11 protein-coding genes are annotated in these 12,397 nt (G+C 63.6%); 1 reads left to right on the forward strand and 10 read right to left on the reverse strand.

The genetic code is table 11. The features are described from left to right. Nucleotides 1-110: 110 nt before the first annotated feature. Complete coding sequence (typA, locus tag HOLFODRAFT_RS0204580) at nucleotides 111-1,931, reverse strand: translational GTPase TypA (RefSeq protein ID WP_005034253.1); 1,821 nt, start codon at nucleotides 1,929-1,931, stop codon at nucleotides 111-113. A 334-nt stretch (nucleotides 1,932-2,265) separates the two neighbouring features. Between typA and HOLFODRAFT_RS19345 the strand changes: the two genes are divergently transcribed. Beyond that, on the forward strand, nucleotides 2,266-3,534 hold the full coding sequence (locus HOLFODRAFT_RS19345; protein ID WP_005034251.1) for a type IV pilus twitching motility protein PilT: 1,269 nt from the start codon (nucleotides 2,266-2,268) through the stop codon (nucleotides 3,532-3,534). 4 nt (nucleotides 3,535-3,538) lie between these two features. On the opposite strand, the gene HOLFODRAFT_RS19350 is transcribed toward HOLFODRAFT_RS19345, so the two are convergent. From HOLFODRAFT_RS19350 to HOLFODRAFT_RS22615, 9 genes are all read right to left on the reverse strand, one after another. Further along, the gene (locus tag HOLFODRAFT_RS19350; protein ID WP_005034250.1) at nucleotides 3,539-4,426 is read right to left on the reverse strand and encodes a protoheme IX farnesyltransferase; all 888 of its coding nucleotides are present in this window, start codon (nucleotides 4,424-4,426) and stop codon (nucleotides 3,539-3,541) included. A gap of 11 nt (nucleotides 4,427-4,437) precedes the next feature. Continuing rightward, nucleotides 4,438-5,394, reverse strand: coding sequence for a cytochrome c oxidase subunit II (coxB, locus tag HOLFODRAFT_RS0204595; RefSeq protein WP_005034248.1), 957 nt, complete (start codon nucleotides 5,392-5,394; stop codon nucleotides 4,438-4,440). 8 nt (nucleotides 5,395-5,402) lie between these two features. Further along, nucleotides 5,403-5,696 (reverse strand): cytochrome C oxidase subunit IV family protein, encoded by a 294-nt coding sequence (locus tag HOLFODRAFT_RS0204600; RefSeq protein ID WP_005034246.1) that lies wholly within the window; start codon nucleotides 5,694-5,696, stop codon nucleotides 5,403-5,405. Continuing rightward, a complete protein-coding gene (locus tag HOLFODRAFT_RS0204605) occupies nucleotides 5,697-6,293 on the reverse strand; it encodes a cytochrome c oxidase subunit 3 family protein (protein ID WP_005034244.1) in 597 nt (198 codons plus the stop codon). Continuing rightward, nucleotides 6,286-7,911 carry a cytochrome c oxidase subunit I gene (locus HOLFODRAFT_RS0204610; protein WP_005034241.1) on the reverse strand — a complete coding sequence of 542 codons (1,626 nt, stop codon included), beginning with the start codon at nucleotides 7,909-7,911 and terminating at the stop codon, nucleotides 6,286-6,288. Before HOLFODRAFT_RS0204610 ends, HOLFODRAFT_RS0204605 begins: the two co-directional genes overlap by 8 nt. Then, the gene (locus HOLFODRAFT_RS19355) at nucleotides 7,908-8,696 is read right to left on the reverse strand and encodes an SCO family protein (protein ID WP_005034239.1); all 789 of its coding nucleotides are present in this window, start codon (nucleotides 8,694-8,696) and stop codon (nucleotides 7,908-7,910) included. Before HOLFODRAFT_RS19355 ends, HOLFODRAFT_RS0204610 begins: the two co-directional genes overlap by 4 nt. Nucleotides 8,697-9,088: 392 nt before the next feature. After that, nucleotides 9,089-9,973 (reverse strand): c-type cytochrome, encoded by an 885-nt coding sequence (locus tag HOLFODRAFT_RS22610; RefSeq protein WP_005034232.1) that lies wholly within the window; start codon nucleotides 9,971-9,973, stop codon nucleotides 9,089-9,091. Continuing rightward, the gene (locus tag HOLFODRAFT_RS0204625) at nucleotides 9,970-11,109 is read right to left on the reverse strand and encodes a hypothetical protein (RefSeq protein ID WP_005034230.1); all 1,140 of its coding nucleotides are present in this window, start codon (nucleotides 11,107-11,109) and stop codon (nucleotides 9,970-9,972) included. The genes HOLFODRAFT_RS22610 and HOLFODRAFT_RS0204625 overlap by 4 nt, the downstream gene beginning before the upstream one ends. Next, nucleotides 11,106-12,242, reverse strand: coding sequence for a quinol:electron acceptor oxidoreductase subunit ActD (locus HOLFODRAFT_RS22615; protein WP_052572459.1), 1,137 nt, complete (start codon nucleotides 12,240-12,242; stop codon nucleotides 11,106-11,108). The genes HOLFODRAFT_RS0204625 and HOLFODRAFT_RS22615 overlap by 4 nt, the downstream gene beginning before the upstream one ends. Nucleotides 12,243-12,397 lie beyond the last annotated feature (155 nt).

The following is a 12,397-nucleotide window of genomic DNA, read 5'->3' on the forward strand; positions in this document are numbered from 1 at the left end:
GGGCGGTCTCCCGGAATAGTCTCGGCGAGGAGCTCGGCTCCGCCGAGCGAAGAGCGGGGTCCGGGGGACGTAGAGGCCGCAGAGCGGCCGGGCGGTCCCCCGGAATAGTATTACCCCTTCCGCTCAGCCCTCTTGCGGTCGTTCTCGTCCAGCACGCGCTTGCGCATGCGGATGAAGCTCGGGGTCACCTCCACCAGCTCATCGGACTCGATGTATTCGAGAGCCTGCTCCAGGGTGTACTCCCGGGGAGGCGTCAGACGGGTGGCCTCATCGCTGGAAGTCGTACGCATATTGCTGAGCTTCTTACCCTTGGCAACGTTCACCACCAGGTCGTTCTCCCGGGCGTGCTCGCCCACGATCATGCCCTCGTAGCACTTGGTCTGGGGGTGGATGAAGATGACGCCGCGCTCTTCCAGGTTCATGAGGGCAAAGCCCACGGACTCGCACTGTTCCATGCAGATGAGCACACCGTTCTTGCGGCCGGGCAGGTCACCCTTGTAGGGGCCGTAGTGGCTGAAGAGGGTGTTGATGATGCCCTCGCCGCGGGAGTCGGTCATGAGCTGGGAGCGGTAGCCGATGAGGCCACGGCTGGGGATCTTGAAGTGCAGGCGAACGCGCCCACCCTCGTTGCCCATGTCCTGCATCTCGGCCTTGCGGAGACCCATCTGCTCCATGACCACACCCATGGTGGCCTCGGGCACGTCGATGGTCACATCCTCGTAGGGCTCCTGCTTCTCACCGGTCACAGGATCCGTGTGGATGATCACTTCGGGGCGGCTGACGCAGAGCTCGAAGCCCTCACGACGCATGGTCTCGATGAGCACCGAGAGATGAAGCTCGCCACGGCCGCTGACCTTCCAGGAGTCGGGGCTCTCGGTATCCTCCACCCGCAGGGCCACGTTGAACTGCAACTCCTTGGTCAGGCGCTCGCGGATGCGGCGGCTCTGGACCAGCTTGCCATCCTGACCGGCGAAGGGACCATTGTTCACCATGAACATCATGGAGATGGTGGGCTCGTCGATTTCCACGTAGGGGAGAGCCTGGGGGTTCTCCAGGCTGGCAATGGTCTCACCCACCCGGATGTCGGGGATACCGGCCAGGGCGACGATCTCGCCAGCGGCAGCCTCGGTGGCCGCGATGCGCTGGAGGCCTTCGAAGCCGTAGAGCTGGGTCACCCGGTGCTGCTGGACACTGCCGTCACGCTTCACAAGGGAGACGGTCTCACCCACCTTGAGGGTGCCGTTGACGATGCGGCCGATGCCGATCTGGCCCACGAAGTCGCTCCAGTCCATGAGAGTCAGGAGCATCTGCAGGGGGGCCTCGGCGCTGCCGGTGGGCTTGGGGCAGTTCTTCACGATGGCGTCGAAGAGAGGATCCATGGTGTCGGACGCGTCATTGACGTCCATCATGGCGTAGCCTTCCTTGGCGGAGGCGAAGACACAGGGGAAGTCGAGCTGCTCGTCGGTGGCACCGAGCTCGATGAGGAGGTCGAAAACCTGGTCCTGGGCCCAGTGGGGGCGGGCGCCGGGGCGATCCACCTTGTTGATGACGACGATAGGGCGCAGGCCCAGGGCCAGGGCCTTGCGGGTCACGAACTTGGTCTGGGGCATGGGGCCGTCGAAGGCATCCACCACCAGCAGCACGGAGTCCACCATGGAGAGCACCCGCTCCACTTCACCGCCGAAATCGGCGTGACCGGGAGTGTCCACGATGTTGAAGCGGTAGCCGCCCCAGTGCAGAGCAGTGGTCTTGGCCAGGATGGTGATGCCGCGCTCACGCTCCTGATCGTTGGAGTCCATGGCGCGTTCCTGGACCCGCTGGTTGTCCCGGAACATGTGGGCGCCCTTGAAGAGGGCGTCCACCAGCGTGGTCTTGCCGTGGTCCACGTGGGCGATGATGGCGATATTACGGATCTTGTCGATGGGAGTCATGCGTTTCCTGGAAAGAACGGGCCGCGCCGAACCACCCCCACATCGGGGGGGCACCGCCAGCCTTGGACTGGCCGAACCCCTGATTTTACCAGCCGAAGGCAAAAATTCCGAGAAAGGATTCTTTGTGCGTGCGCACGAGCCCTTGGGGCCGTGATGGGCCCATACTTCTTTCACGTGAGCGTTCTGGCCGCTTCGATCAGCCTTCGGGCGATCGGGCCCCCAGAGAAAGCTTTGCAGACACCCCGCCTTTTCCCTTGGCCCTCCACGCTCCTGGCCTAAAATGGGGGCACCCAGCCTGTGAAGATCGGAATAGCCCAGCCCATCGGAGTCCGCCATGCACATCAATGAACTGCTCACCACGGTTGTCGATCTTGGCGGATCGGACCTCCATCTGAAGGTGGGAAACTTTCCCATCGCCCGTGTCAAGGGCCGCCTGACCCCCCTCACCCAGTTCAAGAAGCTGGTGCAGGAGGACACCATCGCCATGGCGTACAGCATCATGGCTTCTGAACGCCAGAAGTCCAAGTTCAAGGAGAACCTGGACCTGGATATCGCCTATTCGGTGCCGGCCCTGGGCCGCTTCCGCTGCAACATCTTCAACCAGCGTGGCACCGTGGGCATGGTGCTCCGGGTCATTCCCAGGCGCATTTTCAGCATCGAGGATCTGATGCTGCCCAAGGCCCTCACCAAGATCTGCGAGGAACAACGCGGCCTGGTGCTGGTGACGGGCACCACAGGCTCCGGCAAGTCCACCACCCTGGCGGCCATGATCGATCTCATCAATGCCACCCGCAGCGAGCACATCCTCACCATCGAGGACCCCATCGAGTATCTGCATCGGGACAACCTCTCCATCGTGAACCAGCGGGAGGTCGAGGCGGACTGCAAGAGTTTCGCCACAGCCCTGCGGGCCGCCCTCCGTCAGGACCCGGACGTGATCCTGGTGGGTGAGATGCGCGACTACGAAACCATCGAAACCGCCATCCATGCTGCGGAAACCGGTCATCTGGTCTTCTCCACCCTCCACACCCTGGATGCCACGGAGACCATCAACCGCATCATCTCAGTCTTCCCGCCCCACCACCAGAAGCAGATCCGCCTGCAACTCTCCCAGGTCCTCAAGGCCGTGGTGAGCCAGCGCCTGGTGCCCAGGGCCGATGGCCAGGGCCGCGTGCCTGCTGTGGAGCTCCTGGTGGCCACGGAAACGGTCCGATCCTGCATCGAAGACAAGGACAAGACCAAGGGCCTGCGGGATGTCATCGCCCAGGGCACCAGCCAGTACGGCATGCAGACCTTCGACCAGAGCCTCTATTTCCTCCTGGGCGAGGGCCTGATCACAGTCGACGAGGCCATGAAGCGGGCCACCAATGTCGGGGAATTCAAGCTCAAGCTCGAAGGCATCAATTCCACCGCAGACATGTCCCGCTCCAACATGGAGCGCGGCATGGCCATCAGCGCCGGTGGGGGCCGTGAAGCCGGCGGGTCGCTGGCTGCCCCTCCCATCGCCGCCCCTCCCCTCAGCACCCCGCCGCCCGTGCCGACTCAGCAGTCTCCCCAGCAGCCCCCGCTCCCCCCGGACTTCAAGATCCCCCTGGGGCGCTGACCATTCAGCGCAACCATGGGTCCAGCAGGACAAGGGCAGCAAGCAGTAGGGCAAAGGCATTCACAGCATGGAACACCCGCCCGGCCTTCCCAGGGGTGTCCCGGAATATCCCCCACCCTCCCCACAGGAGGACAAGGTCCGCGATGACCAGGAGCGCCATACCTGCCGGACTCACGATCAGGCCTGAACCCGGAATCAGCACAGAGGAAGTCGCCAGGAGCAAGACCCAGGCAAAGGTCAGACGAGCCAATCCAGGACCGGAGAGCCGTTGATCCAGGGTTGGGAATCCCCCCCGTGCGTAGTCCCGGCTGTGGATGAGCACCAGAGCCCAGAAGTGGGGTACCTGCCAAAGGAAGATCACCACGGCGAACACCAGGACCGGGGCCGCGAGGGGGCCCCTGCCTGCCGCCATCCACCCGATGAAGGGGGGGATGGCCCCGATGAGCGCTCCCGGCAGGACCGCCCAGGCCGTATGGCGTTTCAAAGGGGTGTAGACCCCGTTGTACCAGACCAGGGCGAGCAGGCCCGCCCCGGCGGAGCCCAGACCGAAAGCCATCAATCCGCCCATCCCGACAACCACCATCACCAGAGCCCCGCCCCCGGCCCTGTTCACTGAGATTGACCCACTGGGCAGCGGCCGATGCCGGGTCCGGTCCATGCGAGCGTCCCAGCTCCGCTCCTGGATTTCATTCAGCGCAGCCGCCCCCATGGCCAGAAAGAGCGTGGCCGCCGACAGGGTGAGGCAAGCCAAGCTCCATGCCCCCCCCGCCAGCCGGTATCCGATGAGGGCCGTCAGCGTAGAGGCCATGGCGATGGGCAGCTTGGTCAGCACCGCCCAGTGACGGATGACCGCAAGCCCTCCACCCGCAGGCAGGATAAGCAGTGGGTCCACCCCGCAGCCCCTCACTTGGCGGCCTTGATGGTGGCGACCACCGCGTCCAGGTCCTTGGCATCCAGGGCGTAAGGGGGCATGGAGGGTGGATAACCCCGAACCGGCTGGGCCTGGGGATCCAGAATGGCCTTCCGGATCTGGGCCTCGTCCACCACCACCTGGCGCGGCTTTCCGTCGATCAGGATTTCCTCCTTGCGCCCCAGCATCCCTTTGAAGGTGGGCGCCACCATGGGCGTGCCATCCAGGGAGTGACAGGAGAGGCAGTCATTGGCCTGCATGACCTTGATACCGGGGTCCATGGCCTGGGGAGGTGCCGTGGATCCCTGGGCCAGGGCCTTCCGCCCGGGTTCGGGTGCGCTCTCATCCCCGAAATACCAGGCCTTGAAGTCGTCTTCGGAGACCACCACGACCTTGGAGAGCATTACCGAATGGCTCACGCCGCAGATGACCGTGCACTCGATATCGAAGGCCCCCAGTTTGGTGGGTTCGAACCAGGTGGTGTTCACCCTCCCAGGCACCGCATCCATCTTGAGACGGAAGGCCGGGACAAAGAATCCGTGGATCACATCCGCAGACCGGATCTCCACCTTCATGGGCTTGCCCAGCACCGCGTACAGAACGCCGGTCTGCTTGCCGTTGGGGTATTTGAAGGACCAGCTCCACTGGCGACCTGTTGCCTCCACCACCATGGAATCCCTGGGGGCGGAGCGCATGTAGTCGAAGTTGGTCCAGCCGAAGTAGAAGATCGCCAGGAAGATCGCTCCGGTGATGACCGTCCAGGTGATTTCCAGCGGGGTGCTTCCCTCAATCTGATCCGCGACAGGGTGCCGCTTCCGGCTGTACCGGATCACGAAATAAATCATGGCCAGGGTGATGATCAGCAGCACCAGGACAGAAATCCCCAGCACAGCCAGGAAAACGAGGTCTGAGCGCTGGGCCGAGGTCGAGGCTTGGGTCATCCAGTCCATGGGACCTCCTAGCGAAACGCCACATCGGAAAACATGAGCGCGAAAAAGATCAGCAGGGTGCCCAGGGCCACAAAGACCACCCCCTTGAGCAGGGGACCCTCATAGCGCAGGTGCATGAAGAAGTAGAAGACCAGCGCTGCTTTGAGGGGGGTCAACGTGAGCAGCCCCCAGACCGCAGCCCCCTGCCCCAGGTGGCTGAGGCCTACCAGAACGAGGGTGAAGACGACCAGACAGATCCATACAGCAATGAAGGTGCCGTAGCCCGGGTGGCCATGCTCAGTGGAAGGGTGGGAGGTATCCATTCAGGCCGCCAGGTAGAAGAGGGGAAGCAGAAAGATCCAGATGACATCCACCAGATGCCAGTAGAGGCCACCGTTTTCCAGGAGCGTGTAGTGCCCGGGATGGATGCGTCCCCGCAGCATCATCACGAGCATGACGGACAGCACGCCCATGCCAGCGATCACGTGGAGCCCATGGAGCCCAGTCATGCTGAAGTAGAGGCCGTAGAAGATGCGCTCGCCCTGAGGCAGGGTAAGGATCCGGGCTGAATCCGGGTAGAGGCCGTGGTGGAACTTGGCCGCCCATTCGACGCCCTTGATGCAGAGGAAGACCAGGCCCAGAAGGACCGTGCACCCCACCAGGATCCTGGACCAGAGTTCCTGTCCCCGCTGCATGGCCACGATGCCGAGGGCCATGCTGAGGCTGCTGGTCAGCAGGATGAAGGTATTGGTCACGCCCAGGGTGGCATTGAGCTCAGCTCCCGCATGGTGGAACTCCACCGGATAGCGGGCCCGCATATATGAATAAGCTATAAATAACCCACCAAAAAGCAGGATCTCCGTCACCAGGAAGAGCCACATGCCCAGCTTGGAGCCAAAATCGTCCCGATGCTCAACCATGCTGACCTCCCTTCCGGAACTCGTAGGGGCCATGGTCGATCACCGGGATCTCCTCGAAATTTTCCGTAATGGGGGGGGATGGCAAGGTCCACTCAAGGGTCACACCGCCCCAGGGATTCCCCTCCGCACGGGGGCCCTTCCGGGCCGCCCAGATCAGGGCCACCAGATAGATCACCAGACCCAGGGCCAGCAGCCAGGAGCCCACCGTAACCACCTGGTGCCCGGCGTGGAACATGGGGAGATGCTCATAGTAGCGCCGGGGCATGCCCTGCATCCCCAGCACCAGCATGCCGAAGTAGAGCATATTGAAGCCCACGAAGAGCGGGAACCAGGCCGCGATAATGAGCTTCTTGGAGTACATCCGCCCGAACATCTTGGGGAACCAGTAGAGCAGGGCCGCGAAGAAGGCGAAGCCCGTCCCTCCGAACATCACGTAGTGAAAGTGCCCCACGATGAAGTAGGTGTCGTGGACGTGGACATTGATGGAAAGGGCCCCCTGCATGACCCCGGTGAGCCCTCCGATGCAGAAGAGGAAGATGAAGGTGAGGGCATAAAAGAGAGGGGGCTGGACGTCAATGGAGCCTTTGTAGAGGGTGCTGACCCAGTTGAAGACCTTGATGGCGCTGGGAATGGCCACGATCATCGTCAGGAGCGAGAAGACCATGTTGGCAAACTCGCTCATGCCGCTGGTGAACATGTGGTGGGCCCAGACCAGGCTCCCGACCCCGGCGATGCTCATGCTCGAGAAGGCGATGGCCGTGTATCCAAAGATGGGCTTGCGACTGAAGGTGGGCATGATCTCCGAAATGGCCCCCATGGCCGGAAGGATCATGATGTAGACCGCCGGGTGGCTGTAGATCCAGAAGAGATGCTGGTAGAGGAGCGGATCGCCTCCCTTGGTGGGGTCGAAGATGCCGATCCCGAATAGGCGCTCCAGCATCACGAGGATCAGGGTGATGGCCAGGACGGGGGTGGCCAGAATCTGGATCCAGGAAGTGGAGTAGAGAGACCAGCAGAAGAGGGGCATGCGGAACCAGGACATCCCCGGAGCCCGCAGGCGGTGGATGGTGGTGATGAAGTTGATGCCGGTCAGCATGCTGGAGAAACCCAGCACGAAGGCTGCAAAGACCGCCAGGGTGACATTGGTGCCGGTCTGGAGACTGAAAGGGGCGTAGAAGGTCCACCCTGTATCCGGTGCCCCACCCCCGGTAAACAGGGAGAGGAGGGCGAGGATGGCCCCGGCAATGTAGAAATACCAGCTCGCCAGATTCAGGCGGGGAAAGGCCACGTCCTTCGCCCCGATGAGGATGGGCAGGAAGAAGTTGCCGAAGACGGCGGGCAGCCCCGGCACCACGAAAAGAAAGATCATGATGACGCCATGGACCGTGAAGAGGGCGTTATAGGTCCGGGCCGTCACCAGGTGGTGGAAGGTATCCAACTGCACCAGGCGCATGAGGACACCTACCCCGACGCCCACCATGAAGAAGGCCAGCATGGACCAGAGGTAGAGGATACCGATGCGCTTGTGGTCCGTGGACGTCAGCCAGGCCATCAAGCCTCTGCGAGGCCCTTCGTCCGCGAGAAAGCCCATACCGGCTGAAGTGGTACTGCTGTTCATAGGCGATCCCCATGGTTGCGACGGGACTTTCGGCGGCTGGAAATCATCAGGACGCCGACGAAGAGGGCGACGGCCAGAAGCGTGATGACAGCCACCAGGCGGGTGGCGCTGAACACGTAGTTCTTCCCGGCCGGATCCGAGGTGTAGCAGAACTTCAGCCACTTGTTGACCGAGGGGCGGGCTTCGCCCCGGGCGGCCTCGGTGATGGCCATCTGAAGCTCCGCAGGCAAGTAATTCACGCCGTACATGTAGCGCGTGATCTTCCCCTTGGGCGATAGGATCATGAGCACCCCGACGTGGGCAAAGCTGTCCCCTTCCCGCTTGAATCGGAAGCCCACCGAATCGCAGACGGCTTTGGTGTCAGCGGCCTTGCCCGTCAGGAAGCGCCAAGCCGTGGGCGGGAAGGGCCGGGTCATTTCCTTGAGGAAGTTGCTGCGTTTCTGCCAAGCCATTTCCGGGGTGTCCCGTTCATCGAAGCTGACAGTGATGATCTGGAAGTCCTTGCCGGGCTCAGCCTGGACCAGATTGGCCACCTCCAGCACGCCAATGAGCTGGGGGGTGCAGATGCCGGAACACCGGAAGTAGTTGAGGGTGAGAATGGTGGGCTTGTCGATGAGGCTGCCCAGCTTGACGGGCCTGCCGTCTTCATCGTTCAGCACCATATCCGCCAGGACAGGCTGACCCAGCTTCTCTTCGACCCCCGCTTCCAGCGGCGTATAGGCATTCTGGGCCTGGAGCGGGACCAAGCTGAGGAAAAGCGGCAGCAGCCAAGCCAATCGATTCATGGAAAGACTCCGAAGGGAAAGGGGCTTCATACGCGTTTGCGAGCAAAAGAAAAAATTCCACCACCAAGACACCAAGAACACCAAGAAAAGCCTGATGCGCGAACCGGGACCCTCAGGCCTGGTTCCGGGAGGGATAGGCGGCCATGGCACGCCCGCATGCCTTCGCCGCCTATCCCCCCCGGAACGCGGGCGGCTTGCCGGGTCCGCCTGCGGGCGCGCCCCCGCGTAGCGGGGCGGCCGGAGGGTCCAGCCCTGGGGAACTTGGTAACACGGGCTGGCTTTCGCACTCGCCCTGGGCATTACGGCTGACCGGTGGCAGGCCCTTGGTGATTCATTGGTGCCCTTGGAGTCTTGGTGGTGGAAGTCGTTTTTATCTTTATCGAAAAATCGTCTCATGGCGTCACCAGAGCCCGATGCAGCACCCCCCACTCCTCCCGGGAGTAGGTGGCCACCATGGGCGAGAAGCCGTTCCCCGGAAGCCCCTGGGACAGACCCGAAGCCAGGCGCTCGACGCTCTGGCGCCAACCCGGCAGGAGGGCCAGGGTCTGGGCGGCTCGCTCGGGATCCAGGACGGCGGCCCGGACGGCCGGATCACGGAGATCGAGCCTCGCAACAGGCTGGGACTCCTTCGCAATCAGGGTCAGGGCCTTGGCCACGGGAACGCGGTTCGGGATGGTTTCCCCGGCGGTGGCGAAGAGCCGGGCCAGACCTTCCAAGGCCTTTGGGTCCTCCTGGGCCCGCGCGAAGCGCCCCAGGGACTGGACCGCGTGCACCAGAGCCATGCGATCCCGCTTGCTGAGGTAGTTGTAGGAAACCATGGAGGATCCGGGAACGCCCTTCTCCAGGGTCTGGAAGATCTCCGGGATGCCCGGGCCATTCTTCCAGCCTTCCTTCTGAGTGAATCGACGGGGGGCAGGATTGAGCCCCTTGGCACCGGGCCCGTCCCCCTGCCCTTCCGCCCCGTGGCAGGTGGCGCAGGTTTGGACATAGATGGCCTTCCCCCGGGCCATCAGCTCGGGATTGGGGCTCATCACGGTCCTGGGATCGATGGGAGGAACGGTACGCCCCTTCTCCGCCAGGTAGGCCGTGGGGTCCAGCCAACCGGACTGGCCCTGGGGCGCAGCCACAGGCACCTCGGCCGCCGGAGCGTTGGCGTTGCGGGTCCCGGGCACGATGAGGAAGGCGAAAAGGGTCAGGATGCAGAGGAAGAGCGCCACCACCAGCAGGGCGGAGAGCAGTCGCCGGAGTTCGGAGGGGGAGAGGTAGCGCTCGATCATAGGCGGAACTCCAATCCCTGCTTCAGGAAGGCGTCACCCACCGGCAGGTCCGCCCCAAGCTCCCTGACCCTGTGAACCCAGAGGAAGGCCCCACCCAGGAAGAAGAGGGCGAAGCTCAGTTCCGGCCAGGACAGGACGGGGTTCGGCATGAGAACGGGGAAGATCAGCCAATAGAGGTCCAGCAGATGGGCCGCGAGCATGGACCAGGCCACCCAGTGGAGGCGGCGGCCCGCCTGCTTGGCATCCCGGGTGAGCAGGGCGAAGAAGGGGATCACGAAGTGCAGGAGCCCCATGAGGATCACGACGGCCAGCCAGCCCCCCTGGGTCCGCTTCTGGTACCAGACCACCTCCTCCGGCAGATCGGCGTACCACATGAGCATGTACTGGGCGAACCCGATGTAGGACCAGAAGACCGTGAAGGCGAAGATGAAGCCGCCCAGGTTGTAGAGATGATCCCTCCGCACCTCCGGAAGCCGACCCCGCCCCTGGAGGTGGAGCACCATGAGCAGGGTGCCCGAGAGGGCCGACAGGAAGGCCCCGGCAAAGAGGTAGATGCCGAAGATGTCGCTGTACCACTCAGGCTCAAGCCCAGAGATCCAGTCGAAGGCCACCACCGTGATCCCCAACCCGAAGAAGACCATGGCCAGGGGTGCGAAGCGGCGCGCGCGGACATTGAACTGGGGGTCCCGGCTCTCATCCTGGCGCAGGGAGCCCCTCACCAGCACACTCAGGGCCAGCAGCCAGGCCAGGAAGCACAGGGCCACCCGCAGCGAGAAAAAGGGCAGTCCCAGCCAGAAGGCCTTCCCCGCCAGCAGCTTGTTGGCCAGGGCTTCGGGGCGGGCCCCGGGGTAGAGCACCGGGACAGCACCCAGGGCGATCATGCCAACCGGCACCAGGGGCAGGAGCAGGGTTGAGAGCCGCTCAGGGATGCGCCGGATGGGCACGCTCCAGCGGGAGGAAACCAGGTGTTCGAGGGCCACCATGAACAGGGAACCCAAGGCCAGGGTCAGCAGGAAGACGAACCACAACACCCAGTTGAGCCAGAACCGCGCGGGCCCGGCCACGAAATAAACCGCCAGGATGCCCGCCAGGCCCAGCAGGGTGACGCCCCAAAGACGCTTGGCATTGAGGCTCATGGCTTGGTCTCCTCAAGATCCGAATCCTTGGCGTTCTGGGCCCGCTGGAGGACCCGCACATAATGGATGGCGGCCCAGCGATCCTCCTCGGGCATGTCCGCCGCCTGGGAGGGCATGGCGTTCTTCCCCATCACGATGGCCCAGTAGTACCGGCCGTCCGGGGCCTTGCGGAATTCCTCCGAAACGAAGTTGGCGGGCTTGGCGTTGTAGGCCGCCGTCAGGGTCGGCACCCCATCCCCCAGGGGGCCATGGCAAACCGCACAGCGATTCGTATAGGCCTCCCGGCCCCTTTCCAGGTTCTCCCGGGTGCGCGGAAGGGGATTCACCAGGCCATTGGCCTCTTCCGGGGTCCGGGGGCCCATGGGGAGGTAGCCCCGGGCCACGGTGCCCGGCACCGGGTATTGCATCCCGTGGCCATCCTTAAAGAAAGTGCTTGGCTTGTAAGGGTTGAGCTTGGCCTGCTCCTGCATGTGGGACATGGGGGGCAGCACCGGGAAGAGCTTGATGGCCGCGAACATGAGCCCCCCTGCCACCACGCAGGCCACCACGATCCCCCCGAGGGCCCGCAGGATGAAGGCGGAATCCAGGATTTCCGCCCGGGCAGGCAAAGACAGGACTTCAATATCCTTGGCCCCGGCAGCGCTCAGCAAGGCGGTAGCGGCTTCAGGATCCAGACTTCCGCCCTCCGCCTCCACCGAAAGGGCGAAGCGATCCCGGGTGATGCCCCGGATGGCCCTGGAGGAAAGCACGGGATGACCGAAGAAGGGGAGGCGGTTGAGGAGGAAGAGCATCCCCAGTCCCGCCGTGAAGGTAGCGAAGAGCACCATCAGCTCGAACATGATGGGCACGAAGGCCTGCCAGGAGAAGGGCGCCTTGCCGCCGGTGATGACCGGGTAGTCCACCGCGCTCATCCACCCCTGCATGGCGAGGGCCACAATGGCCCCCAGGAAGGCCATCACCACGACCATTCCCGCCAGGGGTGAGCGGCGCAACTGGAGCGCCTCGTCCAGTCCGTGGATGGGATAGGGCGTATAGGTCTCCAGGCGCCCCAGCTTCCCTTCCCGGACCTTGGGAATGGCGTGCAGCAGGGCATCGGCGCTATCGAAGAGGCCGAGGACGGCCGCAGGACCCATCGTTTGTCTTTTTTCGCTGTTCATCGCTGTCCATCGCTGGCTGAAGGATGTGACAAGTGAGGGAAACACAGGCTTGGCTGCGGAGACACCTGCGCGGAGCTGCGCATATCGATCGGGTTCGCCCCCGGGACAGGGTAAGGTCTATCCCCGTTTAT

The sequence above is a fragment of the Holophaga foetida DSM 6591 genome (assembly GCF_000242615.2).
Lineage (GTDB): Bacteria > Acidobacteriota > Holophagae > Holophagales > Holophagaceae > Holophaga > Holophaga foetida.